Here is a 22,619-nt window from a genome sequence, read left to right on the forward strand (position 1 = left end):
ATCTTTTTTGTCTAAGTTTTTAAAAGTTAAGAGCAAGCCAGATATTTTTCTCGATAATGGATAGGTGATAAATCGGTCCAGCGGCGAAATGCGCGGGTAAAACTACTGACATCAGTAAAGCCAAGAATATAAGCAATCTCAGTAATATTGTGGCTTGAATTTTTAATATACGATAAGGCGAGTTCGTGCCGAGTCTGATCCAGTAACTCACTATAAGAGGTGTTTTCGGCAGAAAGTTTGCGTTGCAGACTCCGTATGCTTAAGCCCAGACTTTTCGCAATGTCTTGTTGTTGAAAATCACCTGTAGATAATTTTTCAATGAGTTTTACTTTCACTCGTGCCAATATATTTTCTTTATCGAGCCGTGCCAGATAACGAATAATAATTTCATCATACTCTTGGGATAGGCTTGGATTTGCACCTTCAAGCGGCTTTTCTATCGTTGCTGTATCAAACACAATCATGTCTTTAGGTGCATTGAAAATAATTGGTGCTTTTAAAATATTCTGAAACGTGTCTAAATCTTCAGGTTCTGAACGTCTAAGTTCAATCCGTAACGGAGAAAAAAGCGATTCTTGCAGTGCTCGACATGAGCGAATAAATATCGAAATAAAAGCATCAATCGATTCAGGCTGAACTTCCTCAGGCACATGAATAACAAAATAATGATTATTACCTTGCCCATAAAATTCGAGTTCAGGAATATCAGTCACAATACGAAAGTAACGGATAATTTTTAAAAACATTTCTTTTAAAGTTGTACTTGTAGTGAGAGAGTGACCGAGTACATGAAATGTGTTTTGATTAACTTGGCTTGCGACTTTAAGGCCAAAGCACGAATCTTGAGTGGCCTCCACAGCCAGTCTCCATAAAGTTGCAGTGTGCTCAAGTGAGTAACGTGCATCGGGATTATGAAGGGCCTGAATATCTAGACCTGCTTGTTTTAGTAAAGTTTGGCTATCACATCCTGCCTTATCAAGAGCTTTTTGAATTGCTTTAACCCAGCTGGCTAGCGCCGTTGCTGTCTGTGACATGTTATATCCTATAACTTCTGATTTTTATTCCTTACCTCATTATAAAAGAATTAAAAAATAAAAAAATCTTTTGTTTTTTGAGCGAAATATCAATTGGCATCTCCAGCCAATATTTTGGCGTTGTCGGTTAAGCGTATTAAGTAGCTTGGAAATAAAGTAGAACCATGAGAAAAGTGAGGGACAATCATGACCTATATTTATAAAAATCCTGCCGGAATGACCGATAGCGAAAAAACGGAACATATTAAAAAAGTAGTAACAGCAGAAGGCGTGGCTTTACGCAAACGCCATCCTATTTTGAACCATCAAAATGCTATTGGGGCGATGATTCTATTTATATCTTTGGTCGGCATGATAGCGACTGCCGTGCTCTATATAAATCATCAACTTTCAGCTTGGTTTGCAATTCCGATTATTGCTTTTTTTGCATCGCTCACCCATGAGTTAGAGCATGACCTGATTCACTGGATGTATTTTAGAAAGAAACCATGGGCACATCATTTAATGATGGGTTTAGTCTGGTTAGCTCGACCAAGTACAATTAACCCGTGGAAACGTCGTGAGCTGCATTTTAACCATCATAAAAACTCAGGCACCGAAGTTGATTTAGAAGAAAGAGCTTTAACCAACGGAGAACAGTGGAGTATACGTCGTCTCATCGCGATTGGTGATAACGGCTTGGCTGTCTTGTTCCGTATTATTTCTGCAAGCAATTGGACGGTGAGAAAAGTAATTTTTAAACGTGCATTTATGGCTTATTTTCCGTTAGGAATTATTCATTGGTCGCTGTGGTATATCTTTATAGGTTTTCATGCAGTAGATGCTGTTTCAAGTTGGGCAAATGCACCGATTGCTTGGTCAGCTACCACTTTAAATATTATGCATGTGGTTAATATTTTGACTGTTGTTTGGGTTGCACCGAATGTACTGCGTACCTTCTGCTTGCACTTTGTGACTAGCAATATGCATTACTACGGCGATGTCGAATTGGGTAATGTCATTCAGCAAACTCAGGTGTTAAAACCTTGGTGGATGATGCCGTTCCAACTGTTTTGCTTTAACTTTGGTTCAACGCATGCCATCCACCATTTTGTGGTGAAAGAACCATTCTACATTCGCCAAATGACGGCACCGGTTGCCCATAAAGTCATGCGTGATATGGGAGTACGGTTTAACGATGTTGGAACCTTTAAAAGAGCAAATCGTTGGAACATAAATGATTTATCAGAGTCAAAAAGTTAAAACATAGCTTTTTATCTCACTCAAATGGACTGAGTTCTGTACGAAGCGCTCAGTCCATTAACCATAAACTCACTATAGAGTTTCTTAAAAATTAAGCGGCTCTACTGAAACTTAGTAAAAAGCAAAATCACTCCTAATACACATAAAATTGAACCAATCACTTTATTAATCTGCACTTGCTTGGCTAACATTTTTTGTCTCAACAGCATTGAAGAGAAAAGCATAGCTACCAGTGAAAACCATACAAAATGGGCAAAAGACATAAAAAAGCCATAAGCTAAAAGAATGGTTTTAGGCGTGGTTAAACTCACAATTTGCGTATAAGTACTAATCACAAATAGCGTGGTTTTAGGGTTCAGGGCGTTAGTAAAAAAGCCGTATTTTATCGCTTGAAGAGTACCTATAGAATTTAAAGCAGCAGAGTCTAAAACAGGTTTTTGAGTAAAAGTTTTATAGCCAATATAGATCAGGTAAAGCGCGCCAATATACTTAACAATATTCAAAATTTGCGGCGTATAAGTCATCACAAAGGCAACGGCGACTAATGTATAGGTTACATGTACCAACACACCAAGCGATATTCCAAGTGAAGTGAACACACCTATTTTTCTGCCGTACAAGTAACTATTTTTGGTCACAATCGCGAAGTCTGCTCCGGGACTAATCACTGCCAAAATTGTAATGAGAATAACCGCAATAAACTCAGCCATTATCTTGCACCCTCACTGAAAACGAACGGTTTTATCTGTACTTTTTGGAATGTATTCAAGAGGAGAGCTGTTTTACTTAAAGCTGCTATTCTTTTGGTGAGAAAGATTGGGGCTTTACATTTATGAAGATAGATATCGATATTCAATATGTTTTTCATCATCTAAAATGGGGTTTAATAAAGATGATTTTTATTTTGAACAGAAACCTAAAAATAAAAATCGATAAAAACGACAACATAACTATGAGTTTTTGGAATGATCGAGAGAATATCGCTGAATTCACTAAAATTTTTCTATTTTGTGGCGAAGTATGGCAGCGTGACTTTAGCTGCAAAGAAATTATTTGTGACGCAAAGTGCGGTCAGTAAACAGATTTATAATTTAGAAGAAGCTTTAAATACGACTTTATTCGAACGAAAAAATAAAACGCTTGTGATGACTAAGCAGGGTGAGATTTTATTGAGTTGTTGCCATCAGGTTTTTGGTCAACTCGATGAATGTTTAATCCAGCTAAGTCAGCCTAAAACCCACAATAAACAACTGGTTTTGTCGTGCGAACCAACTCTTTCTATGAAATGGCTCATACCACGATTATCAAAATTTAAAAAGCTCGGTCATGATTTTGAGGTTGTGCTACTCACAGCAGGCGGCGTGGTCGATTTTGAAAAAGATAATATTGATATTGCGATACGTCGAAATGACTTTGATTGGGGTGAGCATATCTATAGCGAAAAAATTGCCGATGAATATATCACTCTAGTTCAAGCAACCAAGCCATCGGAAACCAACGACGTACTCATTTCGACTTCTAGACCAAATTTTTTCAAAAGCATTAGCCGTATTGTTGAGTTAAAGCAAAGCTTAAAAGGCTACACCAAAGTTGAACTTGAACATTTTTATTTATGTTTAGAAGGTTGTTTGGCGGGACTTGGCGCGACAGTCATCTCAATTTATATGATTGAAAAAGAGCTTGAGTGGAACTTACTGCAAAAAAATTCATCAGTCGTTCAAGATGGTTCAGCCTATTTTCTACTTTCTCATCGTGCTTTTGAGGAAGATCCACGCAAAACCCTATTTTTAGAATGGCTAAAAGCAGAGATGAATGAGAGTCAACATAAATTGCTCTAGGCTTATCTGTTTTATTTAAAGAAAAATGATTTAATTAACTGAAAATAATAATAAATTCTAAATTTTTAGGCACAACAAAGCGAGTGCTGTATATTGAATTTCTGCTGTCTAAAATTCCCTAAGATGAAAAATATTTAACTTCATACTTATTTATAAAACCCTAAACATGAATTTCACTCAGTTTTGAATGAGACTAAATCATTTTTATTCATGTTGTGATTGCGGTATAAATCTATCCATGCTCTGAAGCGCTCCAGTTATTCACTTTTGATAAGACCACAAGGCACAAAATTGATAAGGCTGGAAAGTTCAAAAAGAGCAAAAAGATTTTTTAGGTTTATCTCAGAAATTAGGGTACTGATCACAATGAGTAAAGAATTTACATTTACGATTAAGAGTATTTGTTTCGATGAGAACTATCGTCCAGCAGACAATACGCGTATTACAACCAACTTTGCTAACTTGGCGAGAGGGATGAGCCGCGAAGAAAATTTGCGCAACACATTACGGATGATCGACAATCGTTTCAATGCCTTAGCTCATTGGGACAACCCTAAGGGCGACCGCTATGGCGTTGAACTTGAAATCATTTCAGTTGAAATGAACATTGATGCCGAAAACCGTACTAGCGGGCTTCCTCTCATCGAAATATTGAAAACCAATATTGTTGATAAAAAAACCAATGAACGCATCGAAGGTATTGTAGGTAACAACTTCTCGTCTTATGTCCGTGACTATGACTTTAGTGTGCTGTTGTTAGATCACAACAAAAACAAGTCTACGTTTAGCACGCCAGAAAAGTTTGGTGAATTGCACGGCAACTTGTTTAAGAGCTTTATTAATTCTGAGACTTATAAAGCTAACTTTAAAAAGGCACCAGTCATTTGCCTAAGCGTTTCAACAAGTAAGGTGTATCACCGTACTGAAAACGAACATCCTGTTTTGGGTGTTGAATACAAGCAAGAAGACTATTCATTAACCGATGAATATTTCCAAAAAATGGGCTTAAAGGTTCGCTATTTCATGCCGCCGCATAGCGTTGCGCCGTTAGCGTTCTACTTTACTGGCGATTTGTTGAGTGATTACACCAACCTTGAGTTGATTAGTACCATTAGTACGATGGAAACCTTCCAAAAGATTTACCGTCCTGAAATTTACAATGCAAATTCAGTGGCTGGAAAGTCTTATCAACCAAGCTTGAAGCACCAAGATTATTCACTTACTCGAATTGTGTATGACCGTGAAGAACGTAGCCGTTTGGCTATTGAGCAGGGGAAGTTTGTTGAAGAGCAATTTATCAAACCATACCAAGCGATTCTTGAGCAGTGGTCTGCGAATTACGCTCCTAATTAATCAACATATAGGTCATTTATTATGAAAAAGTTATTACCGACTTCAACTGCTGGCAGCTTACCTAAACCGTCTTGGCTTGCAGAACCTGAAAAGCTTTGGTCGCCGTGGAAACTCGAAAACGAAGGCTTAGTTGAAGGTAAAAAAGACGCGTTACGTTTAGCACTTCACGAACAAAAACTTGCGGGCATTGATATTGTTAGCGATGGCGAACAAACCCGCCAACACTTTGTGACTACGTTTATTGAACACTTAAATGGTGTAGATTTTGAGAAGCGCGAAACAGTTCGTATTCGTGACCGTTACGATGCAAGCGTACCATCTGTGGTAGGTGCGGTGTCTCGTCAAAAGCCTGTGTTTGTTGAAGATGCAAAGTTTTTACGTCAGCAAACTGATCAGCCAATTAAATGGGCGTTACCTGGCCCAATGACTATGATTGACACGCTTTACGATGGTCACTACAAGAGCCGTGAAAAGCTTGCTTGGGAATTTGCCAAAATCTTGAACCAAGAAGCGAAAGAGTTAGAAGCTGCTGGTGTAGATATTATTCAGTTTGACGAACCTGCATTTAACGTATTCTTTGACGAAGTAAATGACTGGGGTATTGCAACTTTAGAGCGTGCAATTGAAGGTCTAAAATGTGAAACTGCGGTGCACATTTGCTATGGTTACGGTATTAAAGCCAATACTGACTGGAAAAAGACACTCGGTTCAGAATGGCGCCAGTACGAAGAAGCTTTCCCGAAACTTCAAACTTCTAACATTGATATCATCTCGTTAGAATGTCACAACTCTCGTGTGCCAATCGACTTACTCGAACTTATTCGTGGTAAAAAAGTCATGGTAGGTGCGATTGATGTTGCAACAAACCAGATTGAAACACAGGAAGAAGTTGCAAATACACTACGTAAAGCGCTTCAGTTTGTAGACTCAGACAAGCTTTACCCGTGCACAAACTGCGGTATGGCGCCTCTTTCTCGTGAAGTGGCACGCGGCAAGCTAAATGCCTTAAGTGCAGGTGCAGAAATCGTTCGCCGAGAACTGACAGGTTTTGATCTTACTGCTTAATATTTACTAATAAGTGGTATAAAGGGTTACTTTTTTGATGGTGGTTGATAATCAAACAAGTAACCCTCATTTTACTTACTACACATGTCGCTCTAATCAGAACGCATGTCGATAGTACCTTCCTGATGGAGTTGGGCGGTATAGCAAACACACAGGAAAAGGTACGGTTCAATTTAGGAATAATGTCATGGTTCAAGCAACAGACTTTAGAAATGCAATGTCTTTACTCACAAGTGCGGTTAGTGTTGTGACCACGGCAGGCATGTCTGGCCGTTTTGGATTTACTGCCTCTGCTGTTTGTAGTGTGACTGACACACCGCCGACATTATTGGTCTGTATGAACCAAGCTGCGAGTTCACATGCACATTTCCTAGATAACAAAATCTTAACGGTAAATGTATTAGGCGCGCACCACGAACATATCTCAAAAGCATTTTCATCTAAGCTCACACCAGAAGAACGCTTTAAACATGGCGAATGGATTGAGTTAGAAACAGGCGCACCTGTGTTGGAAGATGCTTTGGTGAGCTTCGATTGTGAGATTGAGCAAATTCAACAAGTCGGCACACACACGATTTTTATATGTCCGATTGTGGCGATTAAACAAAGCCAACATGACCAAAGTTTGGTTTATTTTAACCGTGCTTATCACCAAGTGGGGCAGACTGAGACTGTCTAATCCTACTTATCATTTCGTTATTTCATATTAAAAGTCTCATTAAGAAATCAATAAGCACGGATCGCTTCTGTTTAATTTTAAAAATACAATTAAATATAATATCTTAAATAATAATTAAGTTAATCTAATGAAAAACAATAAGAAATTTAATCACTTGTCATTAAAGCTACATTGACACATCTCAACTCTCAGATTATGCTTTGCGTGCTGGCCACATTGCCAGCCGGCTTTGACAGGCCGCGCTCAAGAACATTGAAAAAACTCGTTTTTTTGATGTAGACCCGTTCGTCTCCCTTTTTGTAGCGGTAGGACGGAAGGGGGACACCTTCGGGTGTGCTGGGTCTTGAGCCAGTCTGTCAACCCTCTTTCGTTCTGCCACCATAATTCCAAATGAATGCTTTGGCAGAACTCCCAAAATCAGGAGTTGGCTATGCACATCCACCATTTCTTGGCCTTGAGCGCCAAAAGCTATAACGACACCACTTAATTCATCTTTAAACAGTTTGAAGGCATAACCGCTTTTCAGACTTTAAGTCATTACGGCTAAAAACTTATATCAACAATAAAACTTGAGATGTGCCAAGCACCGTCTTACGGCTTTGCTGTGCCTTTTTTTCTCCCAAAAAGGGCACAGGCTTTTTATCTCATTTAGAAACAACAAGAATTTATAACGGTAAAACTATGCCAATTTTAGAAATATCTTCCAAAAAATTACAGGTGGTCCAAACTGCCATCCAACTCTTTACCACGCATGGGTTCCATAATGCAGGGGTAGACCTCATTATCAAAGAAGCCAAAATACCGAAAGCCACGTTTTACAACTACTTCCACTCCAAAGAACGCCTAATTGAAATGTGCATCGCCTTTCAAAAAAGCCTACTCAAAGAAGAAGTGCTCTCGATTATTTACTCAAGCCGTTACTACACCCAAAAAGATAAACTCAAAGAAATTATTGTCTTACATACCAATTTAAACAGTCTGTACCATTTGCTGCTTAAAGCGGTTTTTGAAATAAAACGGTTGTACCCGCAAGCCTACCGTATGGCAGTTGAATACCGAAAATGGCTACATCGGGAACTTTTTGACCTGATTTTTAGCTGTGAGACCCGTGCTTTTAAATTCGATGCAGATATGGTTTTAAACCTTATAGATGGCTTGATGCTACAGGTTTTAAGCTCTAACAGTTTGGATGAAAGAGATGTGGTGTTGGAGAGGTTTTGGGGGAAAGCCATCTGAGGGATGGCTTTTTTATTACATTAAATTTTAAAAATAATTAATTAATAAAAGAGGGTGAGTTCGCAACAATACATTCATTTATTCCAGAAATACTTTTAATACCCATCTTAAAAGTTGCATGTTCTTGTGTTGATCTAGTTTGGTCCCATAGGAAAACTATTACTTTAGCATCAGAATAGCTTTCCGAGGATAAGTATAAGGAGGCATCTTCTCCAATTTCACCAATTAATTCAGAAAATGACTTCGAAGTATTTTTTCTATATTTAACTTCAATTAGAGTATGCAAAGATGGTATATATAAATCTATCCTAGGTTTTTTTTGACCTATTGATGGTAAATTTTCCTCGTCTTTGATGTCTGGGAAAATAGGAGCCAGTAAAGTGTATAATAAATTTTGAACATGGTATTCGTTATTTATTTGCCAGCGAACAATTTCTGCTCCTTGTGTTCTTGGTTTTAACTCCCAAGTCCATCTTCTTAAATTAGGTGTAATATTATTTAAATAGTTACACAGATCTTCAAAAGACCACCCATTTGGAGGAACTGTCGAAATATCTTTGTCTGCCTTATCAAAAACATAAATTAACGCAGCTAAAATATTTTCAGAAAAGTTTTCATCGATAAAACTATTTTTAAATTCTGTATTTAAAAAAATATGGATTAGATTTAATCTATTTTTATTTTCATAAATGGGTTGTATCTTGAGATAATGTAAAAATAAAGGAATAATGGCGGTATTGTATTTTTCATTTTCTCCGATAATAAATAAGGAAATATCTTTTTCATAAGAAATTAAGTGTCCTTTATTTATTTGATTAGGTAAAAAGCTGGATATCCATATTTTAAATTTCTCAGTTAATTCTAAGTCTTTTAAATTATCGACATAAATTTTTATAGATAATAAGCCCCAGATATCCATAACCCATGGTCTCGGCGTTCCATCCACAATAGCTGCTTGCCCAAATAGTCTAACTAGCTCATTATGTAAATCAACTTCTTTATTAATTAAGCTTTCTATTGTACATTTTTCATAATTTGTTAGATTTGAAATATCAATTTCAGTAATAGGGCTTAAATTCAAATGAATTAAAAAAGCCTTAAGAAAATTATTACTTCTTGAAAACAAATGCAATTTATTTAGTAAAAACTCTCTTAATTCAAATTTATTATTTATAAGAACCATTGTGTCTGACCTAATTTACCTAAAAGAATAGTATCATCCCAACCAGATAGTTTATTTAACCATCCTAAGTTCTCTGCAATTAAATCAGAATAATGAATAGTAACTGGTAAAGGGCTAGGGAAATAGCTACGCCATGAGTGTGAGGAAAAACTAAAAATTTGATTAGATAAATATTTTAAGTCTTGGAAAGAAGAATCTTTATGTAAACTAACTATAACTCCTTGAGGATGACCATCAGATACTTGTTTTAATTCTTTTTGACCTACCAAGTAAAGTAAAATTTCATGAGAAGATAATTCAAAATATTTACCTCGCTTAGGAGCAAGTTTTCCTCTGATCTCACTTTTAGTAGAATGATCAAATAAATGTAAACCATGATCTGATGAGATTTTTAAAAAAGCATATTCAATTTTGTATCCACTATATTTTTTAATTACTTCTTTTACAGCTGAAATTTCATTTTTATTAAAGGTTTTAACTGCTGCATGAAATACTAGGCGAATAGTATCGTTGCTTTGCCAATTCATAAGTTTTTCTACTTTTTTAATTGTTTGTTCTAATGTATCAACTAATGCATTGCAATATTCATTTGGCACTACCGCCTTGGAAGTATTACTTACTATATAACTCCCATCTCCAGAAAAGACAGTCGTAATTCCCATAATCCTTTGATTTAATCCATCTTCTTCAATAATGATATTGGAACTACCAATACCTATTACTAATTCGTGAGATATGGTCGGTGTTGACTTAAGTAACCATGGCTTTCCACTCATTTTAGCATAGCATGCTAAAGCCATATTATTTAAAGAATACTCTAAGTTTTTATCATTTTGGTTAGTTAGCTCTATAGTGAAATCTTGAACTGGAATTTGATGTTGAAAAAACATTTTTTTACCAATGTAATATGGGTTCTGTTCTACTAATAGCTTTTTGAAAGACTGCTTTGTTTGTACTAGAGCAAGGTCCCATTGAGAAGAGTTTTGATTTGTTCTAGTTTGAATAGCTTGTTGGATAGCTAGTTGATAGCTCCCTAAAGAATCATCAGGTGTTGTAAAAAATTCGATTTGACTAAGACCGATATGAAATTTTCCTTCAAAACCAGTTTTGAAGTTGTGACTATTTGGAATACCTTTTAAAAATTTGTGTAAAAATTGTTCAATCTTCCCTTGTTCTTTAGCATTACAAACAACACAAATAGAAGGATTATTTCTATCAAAGTAATTTCTAGTGTATGGCCCATAGTCTTTAAGACCATTTTCTTTTGAATTATTTTCTCTATTATTCGAGAAAAAAAATCTAGGGTAAACTAAATGTTTACACTGTTGACTAATATCTGGAGCAAAACCTATATTTATTTTATCTCCATTAAAAAGAAAAACTCCATTTTGACTAAAAAAGTTCCATATTTTTCCTATGTTAATTTGCTTACTTACTCCTTGAGTAAAAGTAGATATAGCTTTTTTTATATTTTCTTGAATTTGTTCGAATTTATTTGGAAATTTATAAGCTAAATAATCTTTTGTATTTTTACTATTAGCTTCTAAAGTAATTTCTTCTGCATAATAATTTTTTATTTTATCGTATGACTGAACTGTAACGATATTGTTGTCTATACTTAGAATTCTTCCAATTCTTTTATACTTTCCATTTTTCTTACTAATAGCATGTCGATTAATCAAGTTAAAGCCATCATTAATGAAGTAAAATAAATTTTCCTTATTGTACTTTTTTGTTGAACAATCAATAGTTAAACATGGAACTCCTTTTATTATTCTAGTATCTATACTGTATTTTGCATTTATTTGAAAAGGGTAATTATCACCTAAAATTTTTTCAGTAATATTTTCTTTTGGACTTATAAATTCAATAGGCTTAAATTTAAAAGGTTCTCTTCTAATTTGTTTTAAGGTTTTAATAATAGATTCTCTAATAAGAAAAAATAAAATTTTATAATTTTCTGTTAAATTTATTTCTTTTATATTACCTTGAATTGGATAGGATTTAGATTCTGAAAATATTAATATTTGGTTCCCATTACGGATCGCATGATAGTCTTTCTGTGGATGACCATGTAATGAATATAATACTTCTTTATCGTAAGGTACTTCACAAGCTTCTACTACGCCTATATTGCTTATATCTATTGGAAATGCATTCAGCTCTATAGTCATTTATCCCTCAAGTTTTTATCAAAATTTATTTTATATTTAAGAGAACTTATTTTTTATTTCTGGATAAATTCTCATATTGAATTACTATATCAACTCTTTCTTTTTTTGAAAATAAGTATATACACTTTAGAAGTTTGAATTTTTAACTGTAAAGTATGCAAAATAATAGTTTTACAAAGAACCCTCATACTCCACATATCCATCTTCAATTGCAGGAATAATCTCTACAAACTCAAAGTAGGGCACTGTACAAAACTCAGAGTCTCGTATCGCATCAATCACAAAATAATAATCTTGCAAAGATGACGTCTCAAACACAGCAATATCACTTGCTTTAGTGCTAAACGCTTCAACGTCATACCACCGAACTTTTACAGTCGGGTACTTCGCAAAAATAGGTTCAAGCTTTTGTGCACTAAACTCAGCCCGCTTTTCACGAGCTAAAGCCAGCCAAGTAGGCAAAGCTCTTAAATGAATAAAAAAAAGTATAGGTTCTAGACATAACCACTCCATGACTGGGCCGAGTTGTAGTTCAACTGAAAAGACAGGATTTTCTTGTCATATCAATATGACTCAGTCAGTATATGAGTGATTACTCACATTAAATACTCGCATTTCGGCCCATGTCAGAAACACTTCCAGACCCACGTAAACGCCCGCGTCAAGCACGTTCAGTGGCTACCTTTGAAGCTATTTTAGAAGCGGCTGCTCGCATTTTGGAGTCTTTAGGCTTTGCTGGATTTAACACAAATGCCGTGGCTGAACGTGCTGGCGTAAGCATTGGTAGCCTATATCAGTATTTTCCATCTAAAGAGGCTTTAATCGTTGAGTTAATTCGACGTGAACGCGCCAAGCTTTCAACCCATATTGTTGAAGCCATACAGCAGCATGAAGCCGCAGACTTAAAAGAAAAATTAAAACTCATCATACATGCTGCTGTGCAACATCAATTGAGCCGTCCGCAGTTGGCACGAACTTTAGAGTTTGCTTCAGAACTGATTGGAAAAGATGTTGAGGAAAGTGAGCTTCAACACGAGCTTGAGACCATGATTTCTGATCTGTTTATACATTCTGGTATTTCACATTCACAGATAGCCGCACAAGATGTGATTGCTTTAAGCAAAGGAATGATTAACGCTGCAGGTATAGCTGGGGAAAGTGATTTAAATGATTTACAACAGCGAGTTGAAAATGCTGTATTTGGTTATTTAGATCTGGATTAATGGTCTATAAGCATGAGCGTATTACTGTCAAAAGCTCTTTAATAAAAAACACCTTCCAAACTCAAGATTTGAAAGGTGCTTTTATAGGGGTTATATCTTTACGAAAACATTAGACAGTCGGTAAAGCATGTAAAAGTTGGTCAGTTAACTGATTTACTGTGTTAAGTGAAATCGTATGAATCAAACTACCGCCCGTTGGATCAGGTTCACCAACAGCAATACCTTGATTTGAACCTACCGAGCCAAGAATATTTCCTAAAATATCTTCTACATCTACAGAGTTACTATTGTCTGAGTCGCCATAGTTAATGTTAATTAAGCCATCTAGGCCACCCAGTAAACCACCGTCGCCGCTATCAACGCCACCAATAATCGTGGTGATTGAACCCAATAGGCCACCGTTTTCAGTGACTAGGTCATCACCTACAATATGCTGAATAATGGTAGATGCCGTTGAACCATTGGTAATAAGTGTATCAATTACACCAGTAATCGAGCCACTTGCACCCTCAAGGTCAGCGCCTGCAAGGTCAGAAATAGCCTCAAGCGTACCGTTAACACTATCGCGTGAAGTTTCGAAAAGTAGTTTTCCAAGATCTGCAAAATCACCGACAGGGTGCTCTGCATCAGGGAACACACCAATAATTGTTCCGGCAATCGTATCAATACCTGTATTAATCAAACCTGTTTTTAAACTTTCTAAATTTTGTAGAACGTCAATACCGCTTTGAATAATACCTGTAAGTGGGTTATCGCCCAGATCCCCACCGATGCCGCCTATGCCACCGATAATGCCAGTAATCGGGCTTAAGATATCCCCATCACCACCAATACCACCGATGATTCCAGTAATCGGGCTTAAGATATCTCCATCACCGCCAATACCACCAATAACGCCAGTAATCGGACCTAAGATATCGCCTGTACCTTCACCACCAATAAATGAGAAAGAGTTGCCTAATACATTAAGTGGTGTAGTGATAGGGGCAACAACGTCAACATCATCGCCATTACCGTTGCCAATGCCATAATTATGTTCACCGTTACCTGATGAGATGCCATTTAATAGGCCATCACCAGAGCCGTTGCCTGAGTCGCCAGAACCAATCACACCACCTGAAGTGTTGCCGTTGTTAGTAGTGTCATTGTCATTGACTGTGTTTGAAGTAGTTGTCGGTGAAATATTAATAGAGTCAGTCGAAGAACCACCTATACCAGATAAAGCATTGCCCAAAATATTTAAACCGCCAGTAAATGGAAGCGTAAAGTCTGCATCGTCACCGTTTCCGTTACCAATGCCATAGTTATGCTCGCCATTACCAGACGCTGCACCATTTAAAAGGCCATCGCCAGAGCCATTGCCTGAACTGTCACCAAGGCCGCCTGTGTTGGCATTATCAATGGTGTCATTATCATTGACGGTATTGGTTGCCGTGGTTGGTGCTACATTTACCGAGTCACTAGATGAACTGCCAAAGCCTGAAAGCGAGTTGCCGGAAAAGTTAAGTACACCAGTAAGAGGGAAGGTGAAATCTGCATCATCACCGTTTCCGTTACCAATACCGTAGTTGTGTTCGCCATTGCCAGAAGCAGCGCCGTTTAACAGGCCATCACCAGAGCCATTTCCAGAACTTCCACCCACAAGGCCGCCTCCATCATTTCCATTAACAGTCACGTCATTGTCATTAACTGTATTAGTCGTTGTAGTTGGGGCAGTATTAATTGAACTAGAAGATGAATTGCCAATGAGTGAGAAAGAGTTACCAGAGAAATTAAAAACACCTGTAATTGGTGCTGTAATATCTACATCATCACCATTTCCGTTGCCAATGCCGTAGTTATGCTCGCCATTGCCAGAAGCAGCGCCATTAAGTAAACCATCACCAGAGCCATTGCCTGAACCACTACCTGTGCCGCCGCTATTACCATTATCAATGGTGTCATTGTCGTTCACTGTATTTGATGTGGTGGTTGGCGCAGTATTGACTGAACTTGAGGAAGAATTACCAATGAGAGTAAATGAGTTTCCTGAAATGTTTAGAACGCCGGTAATCGGAGCAGTAATATCAACATCGTCGCCGTTACCATTGCCAATACCATAGTTATGTTCACCATTGCCAGAAGCGATACCATTACCTGCGCCATCACCTGAACCATTGCCAGAACCGCCCAGAGCGCTCACGCCGCTATCACCAGTACCATTACCGTTATAGGTGGTGTCGTTGTCATTCACAGTATTTGACGTTGTAGTTGGCGAGGAATTAACAGAACTTGCAGATGAATTGCCAATTAGAGTAATTGAGTTACCAGACAAGTTAATAGGAAGCGTAATTGGGGCTGTAATACTTGCGTCATCCGCAATCCCATTTCCGATACCGTAGTTTTGCTCGCCATTGCCAGAGCCAATTCCATTTAACAAGCCATCGCCCGAACCATTACCAGCACCTGAGCCATTGCCGTTATAGGTGGTGTCGTTGTCATTCACGGTATTTGATGTATTGGTTGCAGAGTTGTTGACCGAACTAGAAGATGAGTCACCAATTAGGGTAATAGAGTTACCCGCAAGGTTAATTGGAATTGAAAGTGGGGTAGTAATGCTTGCGTCATCGGCAATACCATTACCGATGCCATAGTTGTGTTCACCATTACCAGAAGCGGCGCCATTTAAAAGCCCGTCACCAGAGCCATTGCCTGTACCGCTACCAATGGTAGAGCCGTTACCATTATTTGTTACATCGTTGTCATTAACGTTATTTGAAGTGGTGGTTGGAGAGCTATTCACCGAACTTGAAGATGAATTGCCTATGAGAGTAATTGAGTTACCAGAGAGGTTGAGGGGAATGGTAATTGGGGCGGTAATGCTTGCGTCATCGGCAATACCATTGCCAATACCATAGTTGTGTTCACCATTTCCGGAAGATATTCCATTAAGTAGGCCGTCACCAGAGCCGTTACCTAAATTACTGCTTGTGTTACTATTTTCAGGAAGTGGGATAATACTAGTAATCGAAGATAAAATACTTTTAATAAACATAATCTATTTCCATGTGATTTGTTTGAGATGTTGTTATTACTATTTATTGATTATGTGTTTCAGAGCACATAATTGAGAAAGAGTATTTAATTTTTTACTATTTGGTGTCAAGTTGTGTAATTTGTCACGGCTGATATAGCGAGTTTGTAAATATATTCAAAATCAACAAAATAAAAAATACGGTGATTTTTAATAACATTTTTAAACACAAAAAAATGGCTAAGTTAATAAAAATTTTTAAGATTAAAATAATATATGTATTTAAAAAATGATTTATCTTTTTGAAATAAAATAATTTTTACTTAAAATTAAAATATCTATTTTTATAACTTTTTGTTTTTAAAATAAATTTAATTTATTTATAGGGTTTAAAGCTATCTCTTTAAATAAAGAGAGTGACAAAAATAATATAGATAAATTTTGTGATATTTTTACTTGAGTATTTATTCGGATTTGTAAAATAATCGTAGGGATATAAGTTTTTGTAATAATTATTTGGTATATCTACGCCGTCGGCTGAGTTTTCGTTCGTTTAAAAGCCAGAGTGGGTCAGCCGACACCTTATTTTATCTATTTCTAAAATTCTTTTTAAAACAATAATTTTTATTTTAGTATTTTAAATTGTTTTTATAAATTATTTAGATTTTTATATTATTTAATTTTAAATTAAAAGAATATAACTTATATACGATTAAGTTCAGAACAGCCTTATATAAATTATTAAATATTTATTGAATAAAGAATAAATAAATGAGGCTTGAGCTGAGCCTAAATAATTCTGGTAATAAAAAAGCCACTCTAGATGAGCGGCTTTTTGGGAAAGCGGTAAAACTTACCAGCTTAACGCACCACCAGTTTGGTAGTCAGTTACGCGAGTTTCAAAGAAGTTCTTCTCTTTACGTAAGTCCATCATCTCCGACATCCACGCAAATGGGTTAGTTACACCAGCAAATTGCTCTGGTAAACCTAACTGAGATAAACGACGGTTACAGATGAATTTCAAATATTCTTCCATCATGCTTGCGTTCATACCCAATACACCGCGTGGCATTGTGTCACGTGCGTATTCGATTTCAAGCATCGTACCTTCAAGAATCATTTGAATTACTTCTTGTTGGAACTCGGCAGTCCAAAGGTGAGGGTTCTCAATCTTGATTTGGTTAATCATGTCGATACCAAAGTTCAAGTGCATAGACTCATCACGCAAAATGTATTGGAACTGCTCAGCAACACCATTCATCTTGTTACGGCGACCCATACTCAAAATTTGAGTAAAGCCACAGTAGAAGAAGATCCCTTCAAGAACACAGTAGAACGCGATCAAGTTACGAAGTAAACGTTGGTCGTTTTCAGGCGTACCTGTGTGGAAAGTAGGATCACTTAACGATTGAGTGTACTTCAAGCCCCAAGCTGCTTTACGCGCAACCGATGGAATCTCGCGGTACATGTTGAAGACTTCGCCTTCGTCCATACCTAAAGATTCGATACAGTATTGGTAAGCGTGAGTGTGAATTGCTTCTTCAAACGCTTGACGCAAAATGTACTGACGGCATTCAGGGTTCGTGATGTGACGGTAAATTGCCAATACGAGGTTGTTCGCAACCAAAGAGTCCGCAGTCGAGAAGAAACCTAAAGAACGCATAACGATCGTACGCTCATCTTCAGTTAAGCCATTTTCAGACTTCCAAAGTGCGATATCGTGGTTCATGTTCACTTCTTGAGGCATCCAGTGGTTTGCACAACCATCTAGATATTTTTGCCAAGCCCACTCATATTTAAATGGAACAAGCTGGTTCAAGTCGGCGCGACAGTTAATCATGGCTTTGTCGTCAACCTGAACGCGTTGCGCGCCCATTTCTAACTCTTCAAGGCCAGGAGCAACATCCAAATGTTCTAAGGCTTCAGATGCTCGAGCCATTGAATCGGTTGGATTTGTTGATCGCACGGAATGGGTTCCAGTGGATTGTGGAGCTGCCACGCTCTGCGATGATGGCTGCGCAGCAGATACATTCTGCGAATCAGGCGTTTTTTCCGGGTTGACGGGCGCAGACTTGTGTTCAGGTGCAGCCGGTTTTTGCGAATCATCTTCAAAATCGTCCCAACTAAGGATAGACATTGTTGTTCTCTCTTCGTTGTATATATCTATGTTCGACATCTCTAAACGAAGATGTCACTACTATACGCTCATAATGTGTAAACAAAATTAAGTTTTATTGATGTATGACCAAATTTTGGGCCTTTGGTCCATTATCCCTACAACTTATTTTGCTTACGCTGTTGTTTACGGATTTTAAAAAAGGCGTAAACCATAGGCGTATAAAAGAAAATAAAGGCAAAGATTAAGATTCCAACACCAAGCATATAGTTATGGCTGAGATGAAAAAACATAATCTTTACCTCGTTTAAAGTTGCTCTTTTGTGTTAAAGAGCAACTTTATTGAATGTTATTGGCAAGCTTCGCAATCTGGGTTGTCGATTGAACAAGCCATAGGAACCGGAGCTGCTTGAGTGAAGCCGTCTTCTTCAACTGCTTCAGGCTTCTTCGCTTCTACGACCGGAGCTGCCGCAGGTGCTGCTGCTTCTACAGTTGCAGGTTTAACCGCGTTTAACGCACCTGTGTTAATTGTAGATTTTTCAGCAGATGTTGCACCTAACGCACGGAGGTAATAAGTCGTCTTAAGACCACGTAACCATGCCATCTTATAAGTGATGTCAAGTTTCTTACCGTTTGCACCAGAGATGTAAAGGTTAAGAGATTGTGCTTGATCAATCCATTTTTGGCGGCGTGATGCAGCATCAACAATCCAGCGTGGTTCAACTTCAAACGCAGTTGCAAAGATTGCTTTTAATTCTTCAGGAATACGAGCAATTTTTTGTACTGAACCTTCAAAGTGTTTGAGGTCATTAACCATCACTGTGTCCCAAAGACCACGTTCTTTTAATGCGCGAACAAGGTAAGGGTTAATTACAGTGAACTCACCAGACAAGTTAGATTTCACATATAAGTTTTGGAATGTTGGCTCAATAGACTGAGAAACACCACAAATGTTCGAAATGGTTGCAGTTGGAGCAATCGCCATTACGTTTGAGTTACGCATACCGTCTTTTTGAACTTTGGCACGTAAACTGTCCCAATCTAAACGTTGAGTACGGTCAACTTCAAACATACGTTCTGGACGAGATTTCGCAACAATTTCTAAAGAGTCGATTGGAAGGATACCTTGATCCCACAATGAACCTTTAAATGTTGAGTAAGCACCACGTTCAACAGCCAAGTCACTTGAAGTTTGGATTGCATAGTAGCTAATCACTTCCATTGACTCGTCAGCAAAGTTCACAGCTTCATCAGAACCGTAAGCCATACCCATTTCGTAAAGCGCATCTTGGAAGCCCATGATACCCATACCAACAGGGCGGTGTTTCAAGTTAGAGTTCTTCGCTTGTGGTACAGCGTAGTAGTTAATGTCGATAACGTTATCGAGCATACGAACTGCTGTTTTAACAGTGCGCGCTAACTTTTCACGGTCTAATACGCCACCTTTAACGTGTTGAACAAGGTTGATCGAACCTAAGTTACATACCGCAATTTCGTCTTGGTTGGTGTTTAACGTAATTTCAGTACATAGGTTAGATGAGTGAACTACGCCAACGTGTTGTTGTGGTGAACGTAAGTTACAAACATCTTTAAACGTGATCCAAGGGTGACCAGTTTCGAACAACATAGAAAGCATTTTGCGCCATAAGTCTTTCGCACGTACTTTCTTGTGCAACATGTTCTGTTCTTTTGCAACAGACTCATAGTATGCATAGCGTTCAGCAAACTCAGCACCAGTTAAATCGTGTAGGTCTGGAGTTTCAGACGGAGTGAATAGTGTCCATTCGCCATCTTCAAACACACGTTGCATAAATAGGTCAGGAACCCAGTTTGCAGTGTTCATGTCGTGAGTACGACGACGGTCATCACCCGTGTTTTTACGAAGTTCTAAGAATTCTTCGATGTCTAAGTGCCAAGTTTCTAAGTACGCACATACCGCACCTTTACGCTTACCACCTTGGTTTACCGCAACGGCTGTATCGTTCGCAACTTTAAGGAACGGAACAACACCCTGAGATTTACCGTTTGTACCTTTAATATAAGAGTTCAAGGCACGTACAGGTGTCCAGTCATTACCTAAACCACCTGCCCATTTAGAGAGCATCGCGTTGTCACGCATTGCACCATAAATGTCATAAAGGTCATCGCCAATCGTTGTTAAGTAACAGCTTGAAAGCTGTGGACGTAATGTACCTGAGTTAAACAGGGTAGGCGTAGAGGCCATGTAGTCAAAGCTAGACAACAAGTTATAGAACTCGATTGCACGCTCTTCTTTGTCTTGCTCATTAAGTGCAAGACCCATTGACACACGCATGAAGAATAATTGTGGTAATTCGAAGCGAACGCCATTTGAATGGATGAAGTAACGGTCAAATAGAGTCTGTAAACCTAAATAGGTAAACTGGTTAGAACGTTCCGGTTGAATCGCTGCTGCTAGTTTTTCTAGATCGAACTTAAGCAAGTCCGGTGAAAGCAAATCAAGCTCTACACCTTTTTTCAAGAATGCTTCAAGTGCATTGTTTTCAGCTGTATCAGCCGGTAAACCTAAGAATGCTAAGCCAGTGCTTACCAACTCATCACGAAGCAAACGTGCAGTTACGTATGTATAGTTAGGTTCTTGTTCAATACGTGTACGTGTTGCCATCATCATGGTGGTAGCAATATCGCTTTCTTTTACGCCGTTATATAAGTTTTTAACGGTTTCATCGATAATTGCTTGAACATCAATACCTTCTAAGCCTTCAGCAGCTCGATTTACAGTTGCTTGCAGTGCACTTAAATCAAGTGGTTGAAGCTGACCGTTTGCATCGGTAACTTGCAAGGTAGGGTGATGATTAGAATTTGTGTCTTTACGGGCACTTGCGCGTTGATCGCGATAGATAACGTAAGCACGAGCGACTTTGTGCTCCCCAGTACGCATCAGTGCAAGTTCAACTTGATCTTGAATCTCTTCAATATGAATGGTACCGCCAGAAGGTAAACGGCGAGTGAAAGTGTTCAGTACCATTTCCGTCAGTTGGGTAATACGGTCGTGAATACGGCTCGAATCCGCACTTTGTTGACCTTCCACAGCAAGAAAAGCTTTACCAATCGCAACAGAAATTTTCTCTGCATCAAATGCAGCAACATCTCCGGTGCGTTTAATCACCTGAATTTGACCGGGAGTCGAAGTAATTACGCTCATGCCAGCATAGCTCCATTGTCACTTTTGTTATGTTCATAGACCGTTTGAACCGAGCAAAAAACATGCCACGATATTTGAGGGATAAACACAAGACTTAGTAGTTAAAGTTTATTTTCAACACAAGATACGGGATTTTTTACGGTAGATCAATCTTGACTTTTTAGTAATTTTTTATCTGTATGATTTGTCGGGAGATAGCATACCAAAGCTGTGAAAAAACACTTATAGATAACTTTGTGGATAACTCAAAAAACAAACACTTGAGTGAATTTAAATTTAGTGAAGAAATAATTTGTTTAATATTCATACATAGGAAATATGAATAGATTATGACATTTAAGAACAATAAACAGATAATAAAAATACCTGAAAATTCAAAGATTAATAAAATGCAACAAAACATGGTTGTCATGTATCAGTTTGGTGAACGCCTACTTGTTTACAATGTAAACGTGTGTATATTGCAAATGATAAACGAATGTATCTGCAAGATTTTTAAGATACATGTAATGAGATTTATAGGGGCAATGATATGAGCCAAGAAGAAAAGTTACCAAAGATTCTGATCGTTGAAGACGACGAGCGTTTAGCGCGATTAACTCAAGAATATTTAATCCGTAACGGTTTGGAAGTTGGTGTAGAAACCGATGGTAACCGTGCAATTCGTCGTATTATTAGTGAGCAACCGGATCTTGTGGTCTTGGATGTCATGTTGCCGGGTGCAGATGGTTTAACCGTTTGTCGTGAAGTTCGCCCACACTATCATCAACCAATCTTAATGTTGACTGCACGTACTGAAGATATGGATCAGGTACTTGGTCTGGAAATGGGTGCAGACGATTATGTCGCGAAACCAGTTCAACCACGTGTATTATTAGCGCGTATTCGTGCTTTGTTACGCCGTACGGATAAAACTGTTGAAGATGAGGTTGCTCAACGTATTGAGTTTGACGACCTCGTCATCGACAATGGTGGCCGTTCGGTAACGTTGAACGGTGAGCTTGTTGACTTTACAAGTGCTGAATATGACTTGTTATGGTTGCTTGCATCAAACGCTGGCCGTATTTTATCGCGTGAAGATATCTTCGAACGTTTACGTGGTATCGAATACGATGGTCAAGACCGTTCAATTGACGTACGTATTTCACGTATTCGTCCAAAAATTGGCGATGATCCTGAAAATCCAAAACGTATTAAAACTGTACGTAGTAAAGGTTACTTGTTTGTTAAAGAAACCAATGGATTGTAAAATCTGATTAAACTTCCTATAAGGTTGGTC

General features: G+C 37.9%; 17 protein-coding genes and 1 pseudogene. 9 read left to right on the top strand and 9 right to left on the bottom strand.

Features of this window, described 5'->3' with window-relative positions:
* Window positions 1–26: 26 nt before the first annotated feature.
* On the bottom strand, window positions 27–1,034 hold the full coding sequence (locus RFX69_RS12405) for an AraC family transcriptional regulator (RefSeq protein WP_289332869.1): 1,008 nt from the start codon (window positions 1,032–1,034) through the stop codon (window positions 27–29).
* 216 nt (window positions 1,035–1,250) lie between these two features.
* On the opposite strand from RFX69_RS12405, the gene RFX69_RS12410 reads away from it, so the two are divergent.
* Window positions 1,251–2,276, top strand: a complete 1,026-nt coding sequence (locus RFX69_RS12410) for a fatty acid desaturase (protein ID WP_098729695.1) — start codon at window positions 1,251–1,253, stop codon at window positions 2,274–2,276.
* Between the two features lie 101 nt (window positions 2,277–2,377).
* Here RFX69_RS12410 and RFX69_RS12415 read toward each other — a convergent pair whose 3' ends face one another.
* Entirely contained in the window at window positions 2,378–2,986 is a 609-nt protein-coding gene (locus tag RFX69_RS12415) for a LysE family translocator (RefSeq protein WP_289332870.1), read from the bottom strand.
* A 255-nt stretch (window positions 2,987–3,241) separates the two neighbouring features.
* Between RFX69_RS12415 and RFX69_RS12420 the strand changes: the two genes are divergently transcribed.
* From RFX69_RS12420 to RFX69_RS12440, 5 genes are all read left to right on the top strand, one after another.
* The gene (locus tag RFX69_RS12420; RefSeq protein ID WP_245147164.1) at window positions 3,242–4,114 is read left to right on the top strand and encodes a LysR family transcriptional regulator; all 873 of its coding nucleotides are present in this window, start codon (window positions 3,242–3,244) and stop codon (window positions 4,112–4,114) included.
* A gap of 366 nt (window positions 4,115–4,480) precedes the next feature.
* Window positions 4,481–5,467, top strand: a complete 987-nt coding sequence (locus RFX69_RS12425) for a DUF1852 domain-containing protein (RefSeq protein WP_000031355.1) — start codon at window positions 4,481–4,483, stop codon at window positions 5,465–5,467.
* A gap of 21 nt (window positions 5,468–5,488) precedes the next feature.
* Entirely contained in the window at window positions 5,489–6,532 is a 1,044-nt protein-coding gene (locus tag RFX69_RS12430; RefSeq protein WP_289332871.1) for a methionine synthase, read from the top strand.
* Window positions 6,533–6,719: 187 nt separating this feature from the next.
* Window positions 6,720–7,211 (top strand): flavin reductase, encoded by a 492-nt coding sequence (locus RFX69_RS12435; RefSeq protein ID WP_000249482.1) that lies wholly within the window; start codon window positions 6,720–6,722, stop codon window positions 7,209–7,211.
* 681 nt (window positions 7,212–7,892) lie between these two features.
* On the top strand, window positions 7,893–8,447 hold the full coding sequence (locus RFX69_RS12440) for a TetR/AcrR family transcriptional regulator (RefSeq protein ID WP_289332872.1): 555 nt from the start codon (window positions 7,893–7,895) through the stop codon (window positions 8,445–8,447).
* Window positions 8,448–8,484: 37 nt separating this feature from the next.
* Here RFX69_RS12440 and RFX69_RS12445 read toward each other — a convergent pair whose 3' ends face one another.
* From RFX69_RS12445 to RFX69_RS12455, 3 genes and pseudogenes are all read right to left on the bottom strand, one after another.
* Window positions 8,485–9,630: a hypothetical protein gene (locus tag RFX69_RS12445; RefSeq protein ID WP_000242994.1), complete on the bottom strand. Its 1,146-nt coding sequence runs from the start codon at window positions 9,628–9,630 to the stop codon at window positions 8,485–8,487.
* Window positions 9,618–11,804, bottom strand: a complete 2,187-nt coding sequence (locus RFX69_RS12450; protein ID WP_289332873.1) for a Piwi domain-containing protein — start codon at window positions 11,802–11,804, stop codon at window positions 9,618–9,620. The genes RFX69_RS12445 and RFX69_RS12450 overlap by 13 nt, the downstream gene beginning before the upstream one ends.
* A gap of 171 nt (window positions 11,805–11,975) precedes the next feature.
* Window positions 11,976–12,306, bottom strand: a pseudogene (locus tag RFX69_RS12455) (darcynin family protein).
* Between the two features lie 121 nt (window positions 12,307–12,427).
* On the opposite strand from RFX69_RS12455, the gene RFX69_RS12460 reads away from it, so the two are divergent.
* Entirely contained in the window at window positions 12,428–13,027 is a 600-nt protein-coding gene (locus RFX69_RS12460) for a TetR/AcrR family transcriptional regulator (RefSeq protein ID WP_289332874.1), read from the top strand.
* A gap of 109 nt (window positions 13,028–13,136) precedes the next feature.
* Here the strand turns inward: RFX69_RS12460 and RFX69_RS12465 are convergent, their stop codons facing one another.
* The 4 genes from RFX69_RS12465 to RFX69_RS12480 form a co-directional block, all read right to left on the bottom strand.
* On the bottom strand, window positions 13,137–16,061 hold the full coding sequence (locus tag RFX69_RS12465) for a hypothetical protein (protein ID WP_289332875.1): 2,925 nt from the start codon (window positions 16,059–16,061) through the stop codon (window positions 13,137–13,139).
* A gap of 832 nt (window positions 16,062–16,893) precedes the next feature.
* On the bottom strand, window positions 16,894–18,177 hold the full coding sequence (locus tag RFX69_RS12470) for a ribonucleotide-diphosphate reductase subunit beta (protein WP_000025827.1): 1,284 nt from the start codon (window positions 18,175–18,177) through the stop codon (window positions 16,894–16,896).
* A 137-nt stretch (window positions 18,178–18,314) separates the two neighbouring features.
* Window positions 18,315–18,449, bottom strand: coding sequence for a hypothetical protein (locus RFX69_RS12475; protein WP_000465010.1), 135 nt, complete (start codon window positions 18,447–18,449; stop codon window positions 18,315–18,317).
* 56 nt (window positions 18,450–18,505) lie between these two features.
* Window positions 18,506–21,340 carry a ribonucleoside-diphosphate reductase subunit alpha gene (locus RFX69_RS12480; protein ID WP_000111540.1) on the bottom strand — a complete coding sequence of 945 codons (2,835 nt, stop codon included), beginning with the start codon at window positions 21,338–21,340 and terminating at the stop codon, window positions 18,506–18,508.
* A gap of 329 nt (window positions 21,341–21,669) precedes the next feature.
* Here RFX69_RS12480 and RFX69_RS12485 point away from each other — a divergent pair, with 329 nt between their 5' ends.
* Both RFX69_RS12485 and bfmR read left to right on the top strand, forming a co-directional pair.
* Entirely contained in the window at window positions 21,670–21,876 is a 207-nt protein-coding gene (locus RFX69_RS12485; protein ID WP_000143214.1) for a hypothetical protein, read from the top strand.
* A complete protein-coding gene (bfmR, locus tag RFX69_RS12490; protein WP_000076440.1) occupies window positions 21,873–22,589 on the top strand; it encodes a response regulator transcription factor BfmR in 717 nt (238 codons plus the stop codon). Before RFX69_RS12485 ends, bfmR begins: the two co-directional genes overlap by 4 nt.
* Window positions 22,590–22,619 lie beyond the last annotated feature (30 nt).

Origin of the sequence: Acinetobacter sp. 148 (assembly GCF_031196675.1) — a bacterium.
Lineage (GTDB): Bacteria > Pseudomonadota > Gammaproteobacteria > Pseudomonadales > Moraxellaceae > Acinetobacter > Acinetobacter baumannii.

Excerpts from the sequence above, each read along its gene's own strand:
- bfmR (WP_000076440.1), top strand. The coding sequence starts at position 21,873 with ATGAGCCAAGAAGAAAAGTTACCAAAGATTCTGATCGTTGAAGACGAC.
- RFX69_RS12405 (WP_289332869.1), bottom strand. The coding sequence starts at position 1,034 with ATGTCACAGACAGCAACGGCGCTAGCCAGCTGGGTTAAAGCAATTCAA.
- RFX69_RS12445 (WP_000242994.1), bottom strand. The coding sequence starts at position 9,630 with ATGGTTCTTATAAATAATAAATTTGAATTAAGAGAGTTTTTACTAAAT.
- RFX69_RS12435 (WP_000249482.1), top strand. The coding sequence starts at position 6,720 with ATGGTTCAAGCAACAGACTTTAGAAATGCAATGTCTTTACTCACAAGT.
- RFX69_RS12485 (WP_000143214.1), top strand. The coding sequence starts at position 21,670 with ATGACATTTAAGAACAATAAACAGATAATAAAAATACCTGAAAATTCA.
- RFX69_RS12415 (WP_289332870.1), bottom strand. The coding sequence starts at position 2,986 with ATGGCTGAGTTTATTGCGGTTATTCTCATTACAATTTTGGCAGTGATT.
- RFX69_RS12420 (WP_245147164.1), top strand. The coding sequence starts at position 3,242 with ATGATCGAGAGAATATCGCTGAATTCACTAAAATTTTTCTATTTTGTG.
- RFX69_RS12410 (WP_098729695.1), top strand. The coding sequence starts at position 1,251 with ATGACCGATAGCGAAAAAACGGAACATATTAAAAAAGTAGTAACAGCA.
- RFX69_RS12425 (WP_000031355.1), top strand. The coding sequence starts at position 4,481 with ATGAGTAAAGAATTTACATTTACGATTAAGAGTATTTGTTTCGATGAG.
- RFX69_RS12480 (WP_000111540.1), bottom strand. The coding sequence starts at position 21,340 with ATGAGCGTAATTACTTCGACTCCCGGTCAAATTCAGGTGATTAAACGC.
- RFX69_RS12430 (WP_289332871.1), top strand. The coding sequence starts at position 5,489 with ATGAAAAAGTTATTACCGACTTCAACTGCTGGCAGCTTACCTAAACCG.
- RFX69_RS12440 (WP_289332872.1), top strand. The coding sequence starts at position 7,893 with ATGCCAATTTTAGAAATATCTTCCAAAAAATTACAGGTGGTCCAAACT.
- RFX69_RS12465 (WP_289332875.1), bottom strand. The coding sequence starts at position 16,061 with ATGTTTATTAAAAGTATTTTATCTTCGATTACTAGTATTATCCCACTT.
- RFX69_RS12475 (WP_000465010.1), bottom strand. The coding sequence starts at position 18,449 with ATGTTTTTTCATCTCAGCCATAACTATATGCTTGGTGTTGGAATCTTA.
- RFX69_RS12450 (WP_289332873.1), bottom strand. The coding sequence starts at position 11,804 with ATGACTATAGAGCTGAATGCATTTCCAATAGATATAAGCAATATAGGC.
- RFX69_RS12460 (WP_289332874.1), top strand. The coding sequence starts at position 12,428 with ATGTCAGAAACACTTCCAGACCCACGTAAACGCCCGCGTCAAGCACGT.
- RFX69_RS12470 (WP_000025827.1), bottom strand. The coding sequence starts at position 18,177 with ATGTCTATCCTTAGTTGGGACGATTTTGAAGATGATTCGCAAAAACCG.